This window comes from Streptomyces pallidus (ex Mingjun et al. 2026) (assembly GCF_051550185.1).
Taxonomy (GTDB): Bacteria; Actinomycetota; Actinomycetes; order Streptomycetales; family Streptomycetaceae; genus Streptomyces.
In genome coordinates, this window is sequence record NZ_CP196181.1 from 3780358 (window position 1) to 3799693 (window position 19336).

Annotated in this window: 14 protein-coding genes and 2 pseudogenes; 4 read left to right on the forward strand and 12 right to left on the reverse strand. The window is 72.8% G+C overall.

The window, feature by feature from the left end:
* Positions 1-58: 58 nt before the first annotated feature.
* The 10 genes and pseudogenes from ACSHWO_RS16560 to ACSHWO_RS16605 form a co-directional block, all read right to left on the reverse strand.
* Positions 59-913, reverse strand: coding sequence for an immunity 49 family protein (locus tag ACSHWO_RS16560; RefSeq protein ID WP_385844433.1), 855 nt, complete (start codon positions 911-913; stop codon positions 59-61).
* A complete protein-coding gene (locus tag ACSHWO_RS16565; RefSeq protein ID WP_438312747.1) occupies positions 910-3831 on the reverse strand; it encodes a hypothetical protein in 2922 nt (973 codons plus the stop codon). The genes ACSHWO_RS16560 and ACSHWO_RS16565 overlap by 4 nt, the downstream gene beginning before the upstream one ends.
* Positions 3828-4268 carry a DUF6507 family protein gene (locus tag ACSHWO_RS16570; protein ID WP_438312749.1) on the reverse strand — a complete coding sequence of 147 codons (441 nt, stop codon included), beginning with the start codon at positions 4266-4268 and terminating at the stop codon, positions 3828-3830. The genes ACSHWO_RS16565 and ACSHWO_RS16570 overlap by 4 nt, the downstream gene beginning before the upstream one ends.
* Before the next feature lie 47 nt (positions 4269-4315).
* Complete coding sequence (locus tag ACSHWO_RS16575; protein ID WP_438312752.1) at positions 4316-4627, reverse strand: pore-forming ESAT-6 family protein; 312 nt, start codon at positions 4625-4627, stop codon at positions 4316-4318.
* Positions 4628-4660: 33 nt separating this feature from the next.
* Positions 4661-4993: a hypothetical protein gene (locus ACSHWO_RS16580; RefSeq protein WP_438312755.1), complete on the reverse strand. Its 333-nt coding sequence runs from the start codon at positions 4991-4993 to the stop codon at positions 4661-4663.
* Between the two features lie 134 nt (positions 4994-5127).
* The gene (locus ACSHWO_RS16585; protein ID WP_385844424.1) at positions 5128-6546 is read right to left on the reverse strand and encodes a DUF6177 family protein; all 1419 of its coding nucleotides are present in this window, start codon (positions 6544-6546) and stop codon (positions 5128-5130) included.
* Between the two features lie 84 nt (positions 6547-6630).
* A complete protein-coding gene (gene eccCa, locus ACSHWO_RS16590; protein ID WP_438312757.1) occupies positions 6631-10605 on the reverse strand; it encodes a type VII secretion protein EccCa in 3975 nt (1324 codons plus the stop codon).
* A 2-nt stretch (positions 10606-10607) separates the two neighbouring features.
* Positions 10608-12293 carry a MinD/ParA family ATP-binding protein gene (locus ACSHWO_RS16595; protein ID WP_438312759.1) on the reverse strand — a complete coding sequence of 562 codons (1686 nt, stop codon included), beginning with the start codon at positions 12291-12293 and terminating at the stop codon, positions 10608-10610.
* Positions 12294-12420: 127 nt separating this feature from the next.
* On the reverse strand, positions 12421-13776 hold the full coding sequence (gene eccD / locus ACSHWO_RS16600) for a type VII secretion integral membrane protein EccD (protein WP_361097327.1): 1356 nt from the start codon (positions 13774-13776) through the stop codon (positions 12421-12423).
* Between the two features lie 206 nt (positions 13777-13982).
* Positions 13983-14270, reverse strand: a pseudogene (locus ACSHWO_RS16605) (hypothetical protein); the annotation flags it as partial.
* 255 nt (positions 14271-14525) lie between these two features.
* Between ACSHWO_RS16605 and ACSHWO_RS16610 the strand changes: the two are divergent.
* Positions 14526-14873, forward strand: coding sequence for a GntR family transcriptional regulator (locus ACSHWO_RS16610; protein WP_361097330.1), 348 nt, complete (start codon positions 14526-14528; stop codon positions 14871-14873).
* Positions 14870-15910 (forward strand): DUF1648 domain-containing protein, encoded by a 1041-nt coding sequence (locus ACSHWO_RS16615; protein ID WP_438312762.1) that lies wholly within the window; start codon positions 14870-14872, stop codon positions 15908-15910. The genes ACSHWO_RS16610 and ACSHWO_RS16615 overlap by 4 nt, the downstream gene beginning before the upstream one ends.
* A gap of 117 nt (positions 15911-16027) precedes the next feature.
* Here the strand turns inward: ACSHWO_RS16615 and ACSHWO_RS16620 are convergent, their stop codons facing one another.
* Complete coding sequence (locus tag ACSHWO_RS16620; RefSeq protein ID WP_385844399.1) at positions 16028-16924, reverse strand: sigma-70 family RNA polymerase sigma factor; 897 nt, start codon at positions 16922-16924, stop codon at positions 16028-16030.
* A gap of 92 nt (positions 16925-17016) precedes the next feature.
* Here ACSHWO_RS16620 and ACSHWO_RS16625 point away from each other — a divergent pair.
* Positions 17017-17427, forward strand: a pseudogene (locus ACSHWO_RS16625) (aminotransferase class III-fold pyridoxal phosphate-dependent enzyme); the annotation flags it as partial.
* 387 nt (positions 17428-17814) lie between these two features.
* Positions 17815-18732 (forward strand): factor-independent urate hydroxylase, encoded by a 918-nt coding sequence (pucL, locus tag ACSHWO_RS16630; RefSeq protein ID WP_438319122.1) that lies wholly within the window; start codon positions 17815-17817, stop codon positions 18730-18732.
* A 6-nt stretch (positions 18733-18738) separates the two neighbouring features.
* On the opposite strand, the gene ACSHWO_RS16635 is transcribed toward pucL, so the two are convergent.
* A complete protein-coding gene (locus ACSHWO_RS16635; protein WP_438312765.1) occupies positions 18739-19146 on the reverse strand; it encodes a histidine phosphatase family protein in 408 nt (135 codons plus the stop codon).
* Positions 19147-19336 lie beyond the last annotated feature (190 nt).

Sequence of the window (19336 nt, forward strand, 5' to 3'; positions counted from 1 at the left end):
TCCCGCTCCGCCGACGCGGTGCAGGCCGCCCGCTGGAGCAGTCGGGTGCGCGCTCGGGTCAGGTCGGGAACTCGCCGATCCAGTCACGGGTGAGCAGGTGGTGCGGGAGGTATCCGGATTCGACTTCGATCGCCATGCCGCCGTCGTACGCGTGACAGGCGAGGGCGAGGGGAGCCAGGGCGAGGTGCCCGTCGGGCTTCTCCGCGCGGTCTTCGTCGAAGGTCCAGTAGGCCTTGTGGAGTTCGAGGGACCGGGCGAGGAACTCGTTGAAACCGGTGGGGTTGTTGGTGATCAGCAGGTAGAAGAGGTTGATGGGCGGCGCGAGAACGGCCTGGAGCAGGCTGTGCGGGGTGAACGCTGCGACGTCGGGATGCGAGGTCTCGACGGCGAGGGTGAGCTTCTCCACCAGATCGGGGCCCTGGAGCCAGTACGTCTGAAGGGCGTCCACCCAGTGCCGGGCGTAGGCGTCGTAGCCGTCGGACGCAATACGGTCGAGCGGGACTTGGGCCAGTTGGGTCAGCCGCTCCCGGTCACGGCAGACCATGGCGAGCCAGAACGTGGTCAGCCACATCCCGAGGTCGGCGAAGCTCGCCGGGCCGCCGGCCGGGAGCGTCCGCATCTCGCGGTTGATTCGGCACTCCACGGTGCCCTCGTCGGCTGTCACGGTGGCGAACACGGCCGAGCCCAGTTGGAGCGCGGTGACGACGGCCTCCCACGTCTCCAGCCGCTCCGCACGCGGGTCGACGGTGCAACGCGCACCGAGGTGCAGAAGGGCGTCGTTGAAGACCATGTGCGCCCAATCCGGATACTGCTCCAGCTCGTCGATGTCCTGGTAGAGGGAGCTTCCGAGGTCCTCGGCCCATTCTTCTTCCGTGGCGCCGGGGGTGAAGTGCCGACTCACGATGACGGTCACCGAAGACTCCTCTTGCTCAAGTCGAATCGCTGATGGTGGGATCCATTGTAATGGAACGCGTTACGGTCACCCTTGACGACCACGTATTCCACCTTGCCCTGCTTGAGCGCAATCTTCAGATCTCTGGCGAGTATCCTCTCGCTCTTGATCTTCTTTCCTCGCTCCTCCATCTCCCGGATGATGTCGAGGAAATACTCCTGTGATCCCTGGGAGACCCTGCGCCCGTTGGGCAGGTTTCGCCCTCCGAGCCGCGTGTCGATACTGCTCTTGCATTCGACGACGACGTACTTGCCGTCCGGCCGGAGCCACACCTGATCGAACTGGTCGTTGCCGTTCTTCGGACCGTGCAGGGTCTGCTTCACCGACCCCGCATGGTTCTCGGCTATGTAGTGGTGCTCGGCCACGAACTCGCCGTAGCTCTCGGTCTCCTTGATCATTTGGGCGTGGGCTTCCCGGTACGCACCGCGACTCTCCGCCCACAACCCGCGGGTCTCGTCCGTGTCGATGGCCTTGTGGGTCGCTTCCGCATCCTTCTTGAGCGATTCGGCCATATTTCTCCACTCGATGGAGAAATAGCGGTCTACCGTCGCAGCCTTCAGCCGCGCCAGGCGCCCCGCGTCCGAAACCGTATCGGCATCCCGGTGCAGGAGCTTGGGGTCGAGGTAGTGGGGGGTGGGCGGTTCCGGAGCATCCTTGACCCTGATCCAGGGGGAATTCTCGTTCATCCTGGTGAGCTGGGGAGGGGTGGTCCCGCTCTCATCCTTGAAGGCGAGCCGCTTCCGGTTTCCGTTCTCCTTGTAGTACTGCTCGAAATACCCCGGCTCTTCGTTGGCCCTATAGACCTGGATCTGCTGGACCTCAGCGTCCGTGAGGTGTCCGGGAGGGCCGTAGGGGTTGTCCCCGTGCAGCATGAAGCTGGGTCGCTCCATCGGCTTGCGCGGGGTTGCGGGAGCCGCCGCTGCCGCGTCGTCCGCGGCACCGGCGCCCGGGGTGCCCGCGGCTGCCGGGGCACCTGCGGCCGCGTCGCCACCCGCGCCCGGGGTGCCCGCGTGGGCTCCGCCCGTGGAGGCGTCTGCGGCGTGCCCCGCGCCGCCGCCCGGCGTCCCGGAGTGGCCGCCGCCGGTGGACGGGCCGTCGGTACGGCCCGTGCCGCTGGCCGGGTTGTCGGGGTGGCCGCCGCCCGTGGACGGGCTGTCCGTACGCGGGCCGGGGGTGGACGGGGCATCCGTACGACCGCCGGTGGACGGGGTGTCCGCGCTGTTGCGGGGCATGTTGTCCGGGGCGTGGCCGCCGGGGGTGGTGTCCGGGCGGGGGCCCCCGGGGGTGTGGTCGCCGACGGGGTGGACCGGCTCGGACATGTCGGAGCCGAGGCGGATGCCGTCGTCGCCGCGGCCGCCCACGCCGGCCAGGACGCGGTCGGGCGCCTTGACCGTGGCCGGGCTGCTGGTGTTCGGGGCGTCGGACCTCGGGGTGCCCGCACCGTCCGGGGTGTCCGGGGTCTTCTCGACCTTGGCGTCCTCCCCGCGCTGGAGGATGCTGCCGTCCTCCTTGTAGAGGTTGCCGGCTTCGTCCATGTACTTGGCCGGGCCGTCGAACGGCACCTTGACCGTGCCGGGCGGCAGCGCGACGGTGCCTTCGGGCAGCTTGACGGTGCCGTCGGCCAGCTTGATCGCGCCTTCGGGGACGGAGCTGCCCGAGGGGAGGTGGATGGATCCGTCGGGCAGCATCTTCGCGCCGTCGGGCAGGGCCACCGCGCCGTCGATGTTGATGCTCGGCGTCTCGATCTTGCCCATGCCCCGCAGACCGGCCATCACATCACCGATCTTCGAGAACCCGGCACCCGCGCCCTTGAAGACGTACGTCATCGGGTCGACCACCCGACCCGCCTTGCCCGCGAAGGACAGGGCCTTGGCGACCGCACCCGCCTTGCCCGCCCCCGACACCGCCCCACCACTACCGCCCGTGAACACCGTCGTCAACACGTTGAAGGTGACCGCACCGGCGGCACGGGACGGGTTCGAACCCCACTGGTCCCACGCCAGCAGCGCCTTGCCCGTCTCCTTCATCGCCGTACGCGAATCCCGCAGCCAGGACGGCAGCTTGTCCGACGGAGCCGCCAGGAACAACGGCCCCACACCAGGTATCGAGGAGATCGCCAGACCCGTCCCGAGCTTCGCCAGACCCGTCCACGACTGCTTGAACGTGTCCCACCCCTGCAGGCCCACCAACCCGCCCAGACCCTTGATCGTCCCCCACACACCGTCGACGACGAAGCCCTTGCCGAAGTCCCAGGCGTGCTCCCACACCTGCCACGCCGGCACCGACTCCTCCACCGCATCACCCCACGGCAGGGACTTCGCCTGCTTCAGCGCCTCCCCGTCGTAGCCGTACATGTCCGCGGCGTTGGAGCCGTCGTTCACCTTCAGCGGCTTTCCGCCCACCAGCGCGACGATCTTCGCGTACGCGGTCCGCTCCACCGCCTGGAACTGCGCCCACACCTCGGCGATCTCGTTGCGGCGATCGAGGTTCTCGTCGATCAGGTCGCCGTCCTCGCGCCACTTCTCGTCGTCCGCCACCTTCGAACGAAACGTTTCCGCCTCGCGCTTCAGGTCCTCCAGCTTCTTCTTCAGCGGAGCGACGTCACGCGCGTACGCACCCAACGCACCCGCGATCGTGCACATGTCACCACTCAGCTTCAGACCCAGGTCCGAGACCGGCTTCGTCGTCGCGAACAGCTGATCCGCCTCCGGCGCCCGGTAGAACGCCTGAAGACCGCCGAAGCTGGAGTGGACGTCCCCCGCCTTCGTCGACACCGCGGCCCCGCCCGACGAGATCGCCTTGATCTGCGCGTCCAGCTCCACCAGATCCCCGGTGAAGACCGGCACCTCCGCCGGATCGACGGGGGCGTTCGACGTCACCGGCCACCGCCCGGCTTCTGGCGGAGGACCTCCAGGTTGACGGACTTGGCCGCGTCCTGCGCCTGCTTCGCCGCCTCCAGGTCGCCTTCGAGGTACTCGTTCGTCGCCTTCACCGCGCCGAGGACGCACGCCTCGATTCGCTCGGCCATGGACTTGAGTTCCTTCTCCCGCCCCTTCAGGTACTCGCCGAGGGCGGCCGCCACCGGGCCCATCGTGTTCTGCGACAGGGGCGCCTGGCCCGGTGCCACCGGGCCCTGCACCGGGGTCTTGGACATGGTCTTGGCCCCCGAGCCGGGTACGGCCGTGCCTGCGGCCGCGCCCGCCTTCGACATGGCGGTGACCAGCGTGTTCAGGGCCTTCTCCAGGTCACCGGCATGTCCGCCGACCGTCTTCAACTGGCCCTGCACGCCTTGCGGCTTGATGTCCCACGTCGTCATCCGTGCGCCCCCGTCCCCCGTGTCCCCGTGGCCGTGTCACGGCCCGCTCAGCCGATGTTGTCGACCGCTGCCTTCGCGCGCGTCTGCGTCTGGCGCGCCGTCGCGTCGTTCTTCTCCAGCGTCGAGCGCAGCAGCCGGATGATGTTCTTCACTTCCTCGGAGGCGTTCTTCCAACGCTGCTCCTTGGCGTGGTACTCCGCCGAGACGCCGTCCGCCTCGAAGTCGGACATCGCGGCCTTCACCTGCGCGTCCCGCGCGGCGATGACCGACTCCAGCTGGTCGATCACCCCCTGGATGTTCCCCTGCGCCTCCGACGACGCGCCCGAGTCGTACGAACGACGGTCCTGACCAGCACCCATGACAGTCACACTCCCCGTTGCAGTTGCGTTAGATCAGCGGCCGCGGAAGCGGGCCGCGTCGAAGTTCGCCGACGCCATCTGCGTCTTCGCGTTCTGACCCTGCTCCTGGTCACCCGAGGAGAACGCCTTCTCCATCCCCGACTGACCACCCAGGATCGCCGCCAGCGACGCGTTCAGCTCCTTCGCGATGCCGTCCGCCCGCACCTTGAACGAGTCGAACGCCACCTTGCCCTGACCGTTGAACTTCCCCTCCAACGGTTGCGCCGCGTTCACCAGCAGCTTGATCAGCGTCCCCAGGTCCGTACTCGAATTCCGCGACTTGGACATCAGGTTCGTCAGGACCGTCGATCCCATGTCGAACTTCATCGCTCGCCCTCCCCCGTACACGTAGTGGAACAGTCAGTTCTTACGAAAGTATGCCCAACTTCTATCAACGAGCGTCGCATCTGCAACGCGCAACACGGCAGCTGTGACGTAGATATGACATACCAGCAGGCCGTCTACGCGCCCTTCAGGTGGCGCATCAACCTCTCGAAGTCGGCCCAGCCGGACAGGTCCGACGCGTCCCCCGGCATCGGGTAGTAGAAGGCCGGACGGGCCTTGGGCCCCAGCCTGACCGGGGCTTGCGACAACGGCGTGCGCTGCGCGCGGTCGTCGGGCATCGCCCGGACCTCCTCCGCCCCCAGCACGAAGGCCAGGGGGACGCCCGGGCCTTCGAAGCGCGGCGGTACGAGCAGGTCGCGGCGGGCTTTGCGGAGTTGTACGAGCATCGACTGGAGTCGGTGACGGGTGACGAGGGCCTCGGCCGTGCGCCGGAGACCCTCCAGCGGCACCTCCTCGTCCGCGCCGTAGCCGAAGGCCAGGGTCACCTCCTCCTCGACGCCCGCCTTCGTGCGGGTGATCTTGACGGTGGCCAGGCCGGGCCGCTCCGGGCCGCCGACCACCACGAACCAGGTCGGCTCGGGGGCCCGCGCATACGCCAGGTCCGTCAACCGGCCCGGCGACCAGGGCAGGTTGGCCGGCTCGGCCGTGCCCCAGCCCGCCGGGGGCGCGCCGGTCAGCTCGCGCCACGCCGTCTCCACCGATCCGCCGAGGACCAGGCGGTCGTCGGCCGGGTGGATCGTCCGGTAGGTGACCGCGAGCTGCCGCTCCCCCGTCGCCGCGACCTGCTGGTACGAGGCCGCCACCGGCGTGCGCGGATCGTCCTCGGTGGCGTCCCCGGGGACCACGGTGGCGAACATGCCCTCCTGCCAGCGCAGCACCGCCCCGCTGAGGCCGTCGTAGTAGCCGTCCTGCGGGTCCTGCACCACCCACCGCGAGGGCCAGCCCGGCATCACCGACATCACGGCCGGCGACAGCTTCGTCCCGGGCGGGGTGACGATCTGCAGCCCGCGCTCGGCTGCCGCACAGGCCCGGAACGCGTCGGCGAGCCAGGCCGTCATCGCGACGACCGGCCGGTCCATGATGGCCACGGCGACATTGCCGGTCAGCACGTCGACGGCGGGTTGCGCCGCGGCCGGCGCCGGCGCCACACCGACCCCCTCACCGGCCACCACGGCCAGCGAGCGCGCGGCCTCCGGCGGCCAGGCGGTCCCGCCCGACAGCGAGGCCAGGCGCGCCGCGAAGGTCCCCGCGAGCCGCTCGGCCTCGGGGACGCCGGTGGTGGCGCGGGCCTCGGTCCACCAGAACGGGACGGGCGGCGCGGTCGCCCCGAGGAGCCGCTCCGCCTCGCCCTCGACCTGCACCAGCAGCGGGGCCTCGACGGAGACCAGCGGCCGGCCCTGCGCGTCGCAGAGCTGGACGACCGCCCCCTCGCCCGTGGTGTCCACCAGCTTGTCGGGGCCGCCGGAGAGCAGACCCGCGAGCACGGCCCACGGGTCCGGCATCCGCGGGGTGAGGGCTATGACGTCCTTCGTCATGGGGTTCGTACGGTCCTTCCTTCGCAGTTCGTTGCGTCGTTGCACCGCGGCATCGTGGCGTCGCCGCGTCGTCGCGTCCCGGGCTCAGTCGGGCGTGTACACCGTCTGGATCAGGCGGTTCGGCTGGCCCCGGCGGACGAGCACACCGCGCCCCGCCGGCTGGAAGGATGCGTACACGCCGGGGAAGAGCTGGCCCTCGCCGCGGTCACCGGCCATCACCAGCGCCGAGGCCCCCGACTCGCGCAGGCCCTGCACCAGCGGCTCGTACAGGCCGCGGGAGGCGCCGGCGACGCGCCGGGTGAGGACGAAGTGCAGGCCGATGTCGACCGCCGACGGGATGTAGGGGACGAACGGGGCGAGCGGCGACTGCCCGGCCGTGGTGAGCACGTCGTAGTCGTCGACGAGGACCACGATGCGCGGGCCGCCGCCCCAGCTGCCCGGCTCCAGGTCCTCCAGCGGGGCGCTGTCGTCGGGCAGGCGCCGCTCCAGCTCGGTGGCGATGCCCGCGGCCAGCCCGGCGCACATCTTGGCGTTGTACGCGTAGCCGCCGTTGAACTCCTCCGGCACCACGCCGCGCAGGCTGCGCCGCGGGTCCATGATCGCGAAGACGAGTTCCTCCTCGCCGTACCGCTCGACGAGGCCGCCGGCGATCGTCTTCAGCAGGTTCGTCTTGCCGCATTCGCTGTCGCCCATGACCAGCAGGTGCTGGTCGTGGTGGAACAGGTCCAGGAGGACGGGGGCCAGTGCCGTCTGGTCCAGCCCGATCGGCACCCGCCGCGGCTCGGCGGCCGGCCCCGGCAGCACCTGCGGTTCCAGCAGGTGCGGCAGCACCCGGACCGGCTGGGCGGTGTCGCCGGCCCAGGTGGCGCGCACCGTACGGGCCGTGCGCTCCAGTACGGCGCCCAGCTCTGCGGCGTCGGCCTGCCCGTCGGTGCGGGGCAGGGCGACCTGCGCGAACAGTTTGCCGTCGGTCAGCACCCGGCCGGGCTCGTCGGGGGCGAGGGTCTCGGCGAGCTTGCGCTCGATGCTGGACTCGCTCGGGTCGTTGAGCCGCAGTTCCACGCGAGTGCCGAAGTTGGACTGGGTGGCGATGCGGACGTCGTTCCAGCGGAGCATGCCCGCGACGACGTGGATGCCGTAGCCGCCGCCGCGCTTGAGGATGTCGACGATGGCGTCGTCGAGTTCCTCGAAGTCGTCGCGCAGGGCGCCGAAGCCGTCGATGACGAGGACGATCTCGGCGGAGGCCAGTTCGGGCAGCCGGCCGGCCGCGTGCAGGGTGCGTAGCTGCTCGACGGAGTCGATGCTGTGGTCGCGGAAGACGTCCTCGCGGACCGCGAGCATGGTGCGGACCTCTTCGACGGTGCGGGCGGCGCGCTCGCGGTCGGCGCGGCCGGCGATCCCGCCGACGTGCGGCAGCCCGGCCAGGGCCTGGAGGCCGCCGCCGACCAGGTCGAGGCCGTAGACGCCGACCTCCTGCGGGGTGTGGGTGAGGGCGAGGGACAGGACGAGGGTGCGCAGCAGGGTGGTCTTGCCGGACTGGGGGCCGCCGATGACGGCGGCGTGGCCGCCCGCGACGGTGAGGTCCAGGTACCACTCGCCCTGCCACTGCTTGGTCGGGTCGTCGATCAGGCCGAGCGGCACCACGAGCCGGTCGCGCCGCTTGGCGAGCTGCATGCCGCGCGGGCCGACGTCGAGGGGGCCGGCGACGGCGTCGAGGGGGAGCGCGGCGGGCAGCGGCGGCAGCCAGATGCGGCGGACGGGGGCGGCGGCGCGCTCCAGCTGGCCGACGATGACGCCCAGTTCGGTGGGGCCGCTCTCGCGGCGCCGGCCGCTGGTCTCCGGGGCGGCCTGGCCGTCGGGCTCGGCGAGGGTGTTGAAGGCCTCGTACTCCAGGGCCAGCGGTCCGGTGTCCTCGTCCTCCTCGCGGCGGACGGGGCCCCGGTAGGCGCCGGAGACGTAGCTCGCCTTGAAGCGCTCGTAGTGGCTGGTGTCGACCTTGAGGTAGCCGAAGCCGGGCAGCGGCGGCAGGTGGAAGGCGTCCGTGGTGTCGAGGACGGTGCGGGACTCGTCCGCGGAGAAGGTGCGCAGGCCCAGTCGGTAGGACAGGTAGGTGTCCAGGCCCTTGAGCTTGCCGCCCTCGATGCGCTGGCTGGACAGCAGCAGGTGCACGCCGATGGAGCGGCCGATGCGGCCGATCGACAGGAACAGGTCGATGAAGTCGGGCTTGGCGGTGAGGAGCTCGCCGAACTCGTCGATGACGACGAACAGGTGCGGCAGCGGCTCCAGGTCGGGCCGGCGGTCGGCGCGCAGGGCCGCGTAGTCGCCGATGTCGGCGACGTTCCCGGCGTCCTTGAGGACCTGCTGGCGGCGCTTGACCTCGCCGGCGAGGGAGGCGTGGACGCGTTCGACGAGGCCGGCCTGGTTCTCCAGGTTGGTGATGACGCCGGCGACGTGCGGCAGGTCCGCGAACGGCGCGAACGTCGCACCGCCCTTGTAGTCGACGAGGACCAGGGCGAGGTCCTCCGGCGGGTGGGTGGCCACCAGCGCGAGGACGAGGGTGCGCAGCAGCTCGGACTTGCCGGAGCCGGTCGCACCGACGCACAGGCCGTGCGGGCCCATGCCGAGCTCGGAGGACTCCTTCAGGTCGAGGAGGACGGGCTCGCGTGCGTCGCTGATACCGATCGGTACGCGCAGGAAGGCGCGCTCGCCCCGGGGCGCCCACAGGGCGGGCAGGTCGAGGTGGGCGACGTCGTCGATGCCGAGGAGGTCGGCGAAGTCGACGGGTCCGGACAGCGGGGCGTCGGCGAGGGACTCGGCGGACAGCCGCAGCGGGGCGAGCATCCGGGCGAGGCCCTCGGCGAACGGGATGCCGACCTCGTCGACGGTGCCGTGGGCGCTGACCGGCTCGGCCTGGCGCAGGTCCTCGATGAGGACGTCGGCGCCCTCGACGGTGATGCGGACGCCGACGTGGCCGGGCTCCTGGATCCGCTGTTCGAGCAGGTGCAGGACGGTGACGCCCATGTCGCGCAGGCCCACCGCCTCGTCGGGAAGGGGCAGTTCCACCGCGTCCTCGCCGTGCCCGTCGGCGACGACGAGCAGTCGGGAGTTCATGGTCAGCGCGTCCTGGCCGGCCAGGCCGCGGCGCACCTCGGCCGCGTACGAGGCGCGGCGGTTCAGCTCGGGGCCGAGCAGGCGGGCGAGCTGGGCGGTGGAGGCGGCGATGCGGCGGGCGGCGACGGGCCCGTCGAGCTGCCCGGAGTCGAGCAGGTGCGGCATCCACTTGGCCCATTCCCAGTCGCCGATCCGGTCGCCGGGCACGGCGAGGGCGACGGCGACGTCGTCGGGGGCGTGCAGGGCGGCGGCCTGCACGAGCAGGGCGCGGGCGATGCGCAGGCAGTCCTCGCGGGGGCCGACGACGCTGATGTTGCCGACCCGGTCGAGGGGGACGGTCAGCGGCAGCTCGGTGCCGGTGCGGAAGCGGGCGGTCAGCGCCGAGGCCTCGTTGAGCATGAACTGGTCCGGCGGGGTGAGCACGGAGGAGCCCTGCTGGCCGATCTTCAGGTCGCGTACGGGCATCTCGCCGGTGCCGGCGCGCACCAGGAGGAAGTCGCCGTCGGCCCGGCGGCGCTCCCACAGCCGGGCCGGGTCGCGCACGATGTCGTAAAGGGCCTGCGGCGGCGGGTTGAGGACGTCGGCGCGCTCGCGCCGCTCCCGCTCCTCACCGGCGAGCTCCTCGCGCAGGTCCTCCAGGTAGGCGAGGTACGCCTCCCGCTGGGTGCGGCGGGTGCGCTGGGCCTTGCCGCGCTGGGAGAACACCATGACGAGGGAGCCGGCGATCGTGACGCACAGGATCAGGGCGCCGAGGGCGGCGAACTGGCTGTTGCGGACCACGGTCATCATCACGACCGAGGACATGACGCCGGCCACGGGCAGCAGCGACATGGCGATGTTGCCGGCCTTGCCCTCGGGGAGGTTGGGCGGGGCCTCGATGGTCCGGGCCTCGGTGGCGGCCGGGGGCTTGATGGTCCGGGCCGGGCGGTGGATCAGTCGGGTACTCATCGTCAGTGGCGCTTCTGGGAGAGCTGGAAGACGTCCGCGGCGAGCCGGGTGGCGATCGTCCGGGTGGACTCGGCGAGCAGTTCGGTGCGGATGACGCCGCCGCTCGCCAGGTGGCGGTCGTACGGCAGGACGTGGACGCCCGCTCCGGTGGAGGCGAGCGTGCGGGCGGCTTCTTCGAGGTCGATGCCCGAGTGCGGGGACTGCTCGGTGATGACGACGACGGTGCCGGCGATCAGGTGCGGGGGCAGGCCCTGCATCCACTGGAGGACGGCGTGGGTGCTGGCGATGCCGTCGAGGGCGGCGGGGGTGGCCAGGACGCGGGCCTGGGAGGCGGAGAGCGCGACGCGGGCCACCTCGGCGGGGAGGGTCTCGCAGTCGACGACGGTCACGCCGAAGTAGCGGCGCAGGGCGACCATGGCCCGTTCGTAGGAGCGGAGGTCCAGCATGGCGCCGATCCGGCCCTGGCTGCCGGGCAGCAGCCAGGCGTTGTCGCGGAGCTGGACGAGGTAGCCGGTGACGTCGAGGAGGGACATCTGCGGTTCGACGATGTCGGCGACCTCGCCGGTGGTCCAGCGGAGGGTGTCGGCGCCGAGCCGGATGGGGAGCGAGCCGAGGGCGGGGTCGGCCTCGACGAAGAGCACGGGGTCCTGGCGGTAGTGGGCGTACGTGGTGCCGAGGAGGGCGGCGACGGTGGACTTGCCGGCGCCGCCGCGGATGGACGTGACGGCGATCTGGCGGCCCGTCGTCACGGGCTGCTGGAGCAGTTCGGCGGTGCGGGTGGCGTCGGCGACCTCGCGGGAGGCGGATGAGGAAACGGTTCGCCAGAGGGTCCGGGCGGCCCGCGTCAGGAACGGCTCGCCCCGCCGGGCCCCCTTGTAGGCACCGACCAGGCTCTTGTCGATGACGGGCAGCGACTCGGGCGTCCGGACGGCGGACCCCTGGCGGGGGGCCGCGGCGGGGGCGGCTGCCTGGGCGTGGGCCTGGGCCTGTGCGTGGGCGTGGGCCTGTGCGTGGGCCTGGCCGACCTGGGCCGCGGGTGGGTGCTGGGCGTGACCCTGGGCGGCGCCCCGGGCCGGGGCCGCGGCGTGAGCGGCCCCCGCGACGTGCACCGGGCCGGCCTCCTGCGCGAGGGAGGGCTGGTGGGGGGCGTACGGCTGGGCGGCGCCCTGGACCTCGGGCCGGGCCTGGGCGGCACTGCCCTGAGCGGCGCCCGACCGGGGGTAGCCGTAGCCCTGGGGCTGGGGCTGGGCCTGGGCCTGAGGCTGGGCCTGGGCCTGGGCCTGGGCCTGGGCAGCCTGGGGGTAGCCGTAGCCGGCGGCTTCTGCCTGGCCCGGCGTCTGCGGGTAGCCGTAGCCGGGGGCCTGGGCCGCGGCCGGCTGCTGCGGGGCGCCCGGGGCGGGCTGCTGCGCGGGGTGGACCTGGCCCTGCTGCGGGCCGGGGGTGCCGGCCCGGGCTGCGCCGGGCTGCGGGTAGCCGTAGCCCGCGGCTCCGCCCTGGCCCGGGCCCTGCGGGTAGCCGTAGCCGGGGGCTCCGCCCTGGGCGGACTGCGGGTGGCCCGGGGCGGGGGCCTGCGGGCCGGGTTGCTGGGGCCCGTGGGGCCCGTGGGCCTCGTTCCGGGGCTCCGGGGTGGCGGATGCCGCCCTCAGGTCGCGCAGGACGTCGCCCTGCCAGTTGTCTCCGTTCGGCATGTCTGCCCTGCCCCTCTTTTCCGACCTGCCGCCCCGCCCGGAGCGCGTCCTTGCGACCTGCCGCCCCGCTCGGGGCGTCCTTCCGACCTGCGGCCTGCCCGTCGCGGGGCGCGGCCTGCGCCGTGACTCAGAACTTGTCGAGCAGTTGCCCGTACACGCCGAACACCCCCACGGCCAGCGGGAAGAGCCCCACCATGCCGACGGACTCGACGAGGTCCGCCATGCGCCGCAGCCGCACCTGCACGTGCTCCGGCGGCTGCACCGCCAGTGCGACCGTCGGCAGCAGCGCCGCCACGCACAGCAGGGCCAGCGCCCCGGCGCCGCCGCCGTGCTGGATCCACAGCACGACGAGGCGTACGAGGAGGACGCACGCGGCGGCGAGCAGCGCGACGACCTCTGCGACCAGTGGGAAGGCCCGAGCCCGCGACAGCAGCACCACGGCGACGAGCGCGGCCAGCGCCACGGTCCAGGCGCTCGGCTTCGCGGCCAGGGTGAGCAGCCAGCCGCCGGCGGCGGCCGAGGCGGCGGTGGCGATGGTCGCGAGGGCGAGGCCGCGGTGGGTGGCGGCGAGGGCGTTGCCGACCGCGTGGCGGCTGACCGAGGCTCCGCCGGAGCGGCGGTCGTCGAGCGAGGTGAGCCCGGAGGCCATCAGCGCGAGTCGCGGCAGCACCCCGAGCAGCAGCACGGATAGCAGGGCCATGACGGCGCCGAGCCGTGCCGGATCGTCCTGGACGGCGGCCACGAGGCCCCACAGGACGGTGACGCCGGCGACGGCCATGGCGCCCATGAGCCCGCCGCGGCCGAGCGGGGAGAAGTACCCGAGCAGGACCAGCGTCAGGGTCAGCGAGCCCGCGACGGCGGCGAACCGGACGATGCCGGCCCAGTGGTAGGCGTCGGCGGCGGTCCACGCGGCGAGCACGGACAGGGCGCCGGCGGCCAGCAGCAACACGGTGGCCAGGCCCCGGTTGCCCTGTCCGATCCGGGAGACGAGCGCTCCGGCCGCGAGCAGTACGAGCGTGACGGCGAGCAGGGACCCGGCCAGGGTGTCGAGGCCGAACTCGCGGCGCGCGAGCAGCGCGGCGGTCACGGCGAGGGCGACGGTCGCGACGCCCGCGCTGGCCCTGCGCGCGGCGGGGCGCCAGCGCCAGGCCCTCAGGTCGAGGTCGTCGGCCACGAGGTCGGTGACGTCGTGGACGACGGGCGCGGGCGGCGCCGAATGGGTCCGGACGAGCCGCAGGACGGCGCCGTCGGCTATGCCGGCCGACGCGAGCGTGCTGTCGTGCGGCAGCGCGGAACCGTCCGACGTCATCAGCTGACGCGTCAGGGGGCGGGCGGCGGCGCGGTCGTCGAGCAGCAGCAGTACGTCGGGAAGCAGTTGGCCGATGGGAGTGTCGGCCGGGAGGACCACGTCGGCGCGGCGGCGCTCGCCGACCAGGGTCACCCGGCTCAGTTGCGCCCGGGAAGTCGTTGCTGTGCTCACCACTTGCTGGAACCTATCATCGCGGCGTTCTGACCTTTCGGGTCATGCTTCTACGACTGGGTCGGCTTGGGCGACTTCGTCACGGGCGGGGACTGCGCGGGGGACTTGGCCGGCTTCCCGGACTGGGACGGCGTCGGACGACCCGGGGACCTGGTCGCGCCCGGCGGCTTGGCCGGGGCGGAAGTCTGCGCGGTGTCAGCGGACTTGGCGGGGCCGGTCGCCTTCGTCGTCGGCATCTGCTGAGGGAAGAGCCCCTGTTGCTGTTGCTGCTGCTTCTGCTGTTCGGCCTTCTGCTTGGCCAGGGTGGCCTGGATGAAGGACCATCCGACGCAACCGGCGCACAGGACGGCCGCGATGGCGATCCCGGCGAACATCTTCCCGAGCCGCTCGTCGGCCGTGCGGCGCGCCCGCTGCGCACCGAACAGCAGCGCGTCCCGCATCCTGCGGCGGCGTACCGCCACCGACTCCAGCAGCTGACTGTCGTAATCGCGTGCCATCCGCCGCCCGTCGCCTCCCCCGTGTTTTGCCTGTGCAACATAGAACACGCCTCTGCCCGGGGTGCTCCCACCGGGTTCGGCGCCCCGCTCGGAACCGCCCGTTCCGCAGACGCCGGTGACGGGCTGTCGGTTCCCGGCCCGACGCGATCCCGGGTCGCCACCACCACCGGACGCGCATTGATCCGTACCTGACATCCGACGATACCCGCCCCACTCCCCTCACATGAGCGAGATGGTGCTAGTTTCATTGGCACCATGTTGCTGAGACTGGACACCACGGACAGCCGCCCCCTGCACGAACAGGTGGCGGGGGCCATCCGGCGCGCCATCGCCGAAGGAGAGTGCGAACCGGGCGAGCGGCTGCCGCCCGCCCGCGACCTGTCGCTGGCCCTGGGCGTGAACGCCAACACCGTCCTGCGCGGCCTGCGCGCCCTGCGGGACGAGGGGGTGCTGGAGTTCCGGCGCGGCCGCGGCGTGACCGTCGCCCAAGGCGCGGACGGGCGGTCGGAGCTGCTGGGCAAGGCCCGTCGGCTGGTCGAGGACGCGGCCCGCCTGGGCTACAGCAGGAGCGAACTCATCGAGATGATCAGGGGGCTTTCATGACGGACCGTGCGGGGCGCACCGGGCACGCCGGGCAGCCGGGAGGACCGGGCGAGGGCAGCGGCCGACGAGGCGGCACTGCCGGCCGGGGCGTCGGCCGGGGTGCCGGGGTCTGGGGCGCGGCGGTCGCGGTGGCGCTCGCCGCGCTCCCGCCCGCCGTGGGCAGCCGACTGCCCGACCGCCTCGCCACCCACTGGAGCGGCAGCGCACCCGACGGCTCGATGCCCCTGTGGGCGGCGTCGCTGGGCCCCGTACTCGTCTGGGTGCTGTTACTGCTCGGGCACTTCGCGGCGGCCCGGCGCGCGGGTGCGCCCGGGCGTTCCTGGAGCGCGGCGTCCCTCGCGGTGAGCGGGGTGTTCCTGGTGGGCGCCCAGGTGTCGATCGTCCGCGCCAATCTGGACCGGGCCGACTGGCGGGGCGCCGGCCCGGTGGACACGGGGATGCTGGTCACGGCCGCCGTCGCGGTCGGGGCCGGGGCGCTCGGGTGGCTGGCCGGGCGGCACGGCGCGACGCCCGCCCCCGTGCGCGGGGCGGACGCGGGCCCGCTGCTGGAGATACCCGAGGGGGAGCGCTTCGTCTGGCTCTCCCGCACCGTGAACCCCTGGCTCCGCCTGACCGGCGCCGTCGCCGGGCTCCTCACCGGCGCGGCGGTCCTCGTCGCGGCGGCCGGGCTGACCACCGCCCCGCCGTGGGCGCTGATCGCGCCCTTCGCGGTCGTCGCCCTGGCGACCTCCGGGTGCTCCTCGGTCCAGGCGCGGGTGACGGAGCGGGGCCTGGAGGTGGCCTTCGGCCCGCTCGGCCGGCCCGTACGGCGGTGGCGGGCCGAGGACCTCGTCTCGGCCCGCGCCGAGACGCGGACGCCCGCCCAGGTAGGCGGCTGGGGGTACCGGATCAGCGGCCTCGGCACGACGGTGATGCTCCGGCCCGGCACATGCCTGGTCGTACGGCCCCGCACGGGCCCGGAGTTCGCCGTCAGCGTCGACGACGCCGAGCGCGGCGCCGCCCTGCTCAACACCCTCGCCGCCCGGCAGTCCGGCTGACCGTACGCCACCGCGCACCGCGCCGGACCGGCCACCGGACCGCCGGGCGACGGGGGTGGGCGGCGCGCGGCGGGCGGTGGGCGGTGGGCGGCGGTGGGCGGCGCGCGGCGGGCGCGGTCAGCCCGGCTGGGTGCCGGCGGTGAGGGCGGCCAGGCGCTCCGGGTCGGCGAGGACGTCCAGCGCCGTGATCCGGCCCCCGCGGACGGTGAACGCCATGAGGGACAGCACGCCGCCGTCCGACGACCGGGAGAGCACCCCGGGGAACCCGTTGACCAGGACCGGCTGCGCGGACTGCGCGAACCGGGCGAACATGACCGCCTGCGAGGCCACGTCCCGGGCGCCCCGGCGGACCAGGCCCGGGCGGAGCGCGCCCCCGTCGGAGCGGGCCACGACCTCCGGGTCGAGGAGGTCGAGCAGCGCGCCGAGGTCGCCGCCGCGGGCGGCGGCGAGGAAGGCGTCGACGATCTCCCGAGTGCGCTCCAGGTCGGCGTCCTGCTCGGGCGCGGCCCCCTGGACGCGGCGGCGGGCCCGGCTGGCCAGCTGCCGCGTACTGGCGGCCGTACGCCCGAGGACCGGGGCGATCTCGTCGAACGGCACGGCGAACAGGTCGTGCAGGACGAACGCCAGCCGTTCCGCGGGCGAGAGGGTCTCCAGGACGACCAGCAGGGCGATGCCGACCGAATCGGCGACGAGGACCTCGTTCTCGGGGTCGACGCCGGCCGGGCCGGTGACGACCGGGTCGGGCAGGCGGAACCGGCCGTCCTCGCCGTACAGGGGCTCCTCGCGCCGGGTCGTGCGCGAGCGCAGCATGTCCAGGCAGATGCGGCCGACGACGGTGGTCAGCCAGCCGCCCAGGTTGTCGACGGCGCCGGTGTCGGAGCGGCTCAGCCTGAGCCAGGCCTCCTGTACGGCGTCCTCGCCCTCGCTGATCGAGCCCAGCATCCGGTAGGCCACGGCCCGCAGGCGGGGGCGGTGCTCCTCGAAACGCCGTGCCAGGGATTCCTCTGCGCTCACCCGTCACATCCTCGTGTCGACGTCCGCGGCCGCCGGTCGTGCCGTGGCCCCGGGCACCGTACCCGCTCGGCACGGCCGGACCACCGAGTCGCATGTTTTCCGTAGCGCGACCGCGGGCGTCGTGCACTTCTGGGGGCCGTTCGCTCGGCGGCGCTCCGGGCGTGCTCGTGCACCCCGAGGGCTCTCTGCCGGGGGTGCGCGAGCTGTGCGACCGCCACGGCATCGCCTTCGTCCTCGACGAGGTCATGGTGGGCTTCGGGCGTACGGGGAAGTGGTTCGCCGCCGAGCACTGGGACGTCACCCCCGACCTGCTCTGCTTCGCCAAGGGCGGGAACAGCGGGTACGTCCCGCTCGGCGGCGTCGCGATCTCCTCCGCCCCCGCCGAGACCTTCGCCCGCCGGCCCTACCCGGGCGGGCTCACGTACTCCGGGCACGTCCTGGCCTGCGCCGCGGCCGTCGCGACGATCAACGTGATGGAGGAGGAGGGCGTCGTCGAGCAGTCCGCCCGCACCCGAGCAGGACGCGGCCAGGGGTCTGGAGGTCCTCGACGCGGCCCTGTCGGTCGCGGACGCGCACACGGCCGGCTGACCGGGGCCGCGGGCCCTTCCCCCTCCCGACCACCGGGCCGCTGTGCGACCACCGGGTTGCTGTGCGGTCGCCCAAGCCCCGGCCGACCGGGTTCGGATGATCCGTACGGGGGAGAGCGGGGTCCGCGCGTGGTGCAATCCGGTCAGCGGTACGGACCGGGATGCACGTCAGTCCCGGGGCGGTCCCACGGGACCGGACGGCGGGGAGCGGACGTCCAGGGTGTGCGGGCGGGCGCTGGACGCCGGGCGTACGGACTCCAGACCACCGGACTCCGTGTTCCCGAGGACCCGAAGGAAGACACCATGAGCAAGCACGTCCTGGCCCAGAACCAGTACGGCAAGGCCGAGAACCGCATCGTCAAGGTCACCCGCAAGGGCGGCGACGGCTCCTGGCACGAGATCCGCGACCTCAACGTGTCGGTGGCGCTGCGCGGCGAGTTCCGCGACGTCCACCTGACCGGCGACAACGCCAACTGCCTGCCCACCGACACCGCCAAGAACACGGTGTACGCGTTCGGCAAGGAGCACGGCATCGAGTCGCCGGAGGCCTTCGGCATCCTGCTCGCCAGGCACTTCGTCTCCTCCCAGACACCGATCCGCGAGGCGCAGATCCGGATAGAGGAGTTCGCCTGGGAGCGGATCCCGGTCCCCACGCGCAAGGAGCAGCACTCCTTCGTCCGCAAGGGCCAGGAGGTGCGCACCGCACAGATCACGTACGGCGAGTGCTCGGGCCTGCAGGTCGTCTCCGGTCTGAAGGAGCTGACCGTGACGAACTCGACGGACTCCGAGTTCCACGGCTACGTCAAGGACCGGTACACGACGCTCCGGGAGGCGTACGACCGCATCCTCGCCACCAAGGTCACCGCCCGCTGGGCGCATTCGGCGCTCGCGGCGGACGACCCGGAGCACGACTGGGACCGGTCGTACAAGAAGGTGCGCAAGCACCTGCTGGAAGCCTTCGCGGAGACGTACTCGTACTCGCTCCAGCAGACCCTGAACCAGATGGCCGAGCGGGTCCTCGACAACTGCCCACGGGTCAACGAGGTGCGCCTGAACCTGCCGAACAAGCACCACTTCCTCGTGGACCTGGAGCCCTTCGGCCTCAAGAACGACAACGAGGTCTACTTCGCGGCGGACCGGATGTACGGCCTGATCGAGGGCACCGTCCACCGTGACGGCGTCCGGCCGGTGATCGCGACGAGCGACTGGATCGTGGCGTAACGCCCGCTACGTCAGCGGCCGGTGCCGGCCTTCGTCGGCCCGGCCGAGCAGGAGGTTCCAGCGGCCGGCCCGGCCCGTGAGCGTGGTGACGCTGTCGGGGCGTGCGTCGAGCCGCCAGAACGCCGGGAGCGGCAGCTCCAGGGCGTGCACCACGGCCGCCCGTACGACGGCCTGCTCGACCACGGGGCGGTGCGTGCCCGAGGGCAGGCCGGCCAGTACGGCACCGACCCGGGCGACCAGTTCGGCGAGGGACTCCCCGCCGGGCGGCGCGTAGGCGGGATCGGTCAGCCAGCGCCGGATGCCGTCGGGATCCTCGGCGGCGACCTCGTCGAGGGCGCGGCCCGCCCACTGACCGGTATCCGGGCCGCGCAGGCCCTCGTGACCGGGGCAGGGCTCGCCGTGGCCGAATCTCATCTGCCGTGCGGATGCGTCGAACGGCCTTGTAACGAACTGAACTCGTACTACGCCGCTCTTCATAAAGGGAGCATAAGCGCGGTACCGTCTCGGACGACAACCAAACAAGACGACGGTCCGACGGAAGCCCGGTGAAATCCCGGCACGGTCGCGCCACTGTGAACCCTCCCGCAGAGGAGGGAAGTCAGAC

What these genes read in the sequence shown, in the direction of transcription:
- ACSHWO_RS16575 (WP_438312752.1), bottom strand. Translation starts at nt 4,627, where the DNA reads ATGGGTGCTGGTCAGGACCGTCGTTCGTACGACTCGGGCGCGTCGTCG.
- ACSHWO_RS16635 (WP_438312765.1), bottom strand. Translation starts at nt 19,146, where the DNA reads ATGAGATTCGGCCACGGCGAGCCCTGCCCCGGTCACGAGGGCCTGCGC.
- ACSHWO_RS16585 (WP_385844424.1), bottom strand. Translation starts at nt 6,546, where the DNA reads ATGACGAAGGACGTCATAGCCCTCACCCCGCGGATGCCGGACCCGTGG.
- pucL (WP_438319122.1), top strand. Translation starts at nt 17,815, where the DNA reads ATGAGCAAGCACGTCCTGGCCCAGAACCAGTACGGCAAGGCCGAGAAC.
- ACSHWO_RS16615 (WP_438312762.1), top strand. Translation starts at nt 14,870, where the DNA reads ATGACGGACCGTGCGGGGCGCACCGGGCACGCCGGGCAGCCGGGAGGA.
- ACSHWO_RS16570 (WP_438312749.1), bottom strand. Translation starts at nt 4,268, where the DNA reads ATGACGACGTGGGACATCAAGCCGCAAGGCGTGCAGGGCCAGTTGAAG.
- ACSHWO_RS16580 (WP_438312755.1), bottom strand. Translation starts at nt 4,993, where the DNA reads ATGAAGTTCGACATGGGATCGACGGTCCTGACGAACCTGATGTCCAAG.
- eccCa (WP_438312757.1), bottom strand. Translation starts at nt 10,605, where the DNA reads ATGAGTACCCGACTGATCCACCGCCCGGCCCGGACCATCAAGCCCCCG.
- ACSHWO_RS16595 (WP_438312759.1), bottom strand. Translation starts at nt 12,293, where the DNA reads ATGCCGAACGGAGACAACTGGCAGGGCGACGTCCTGCGCGACCTGAGG.
- ACSHWO_RS16610 (WP_361097330.1), top strand. Translation starts at nt 14,526, where the DNA reads ATGTTGCTGAGACTGGACACCACGGACAGCCGCCCCCTGCACGAACAG.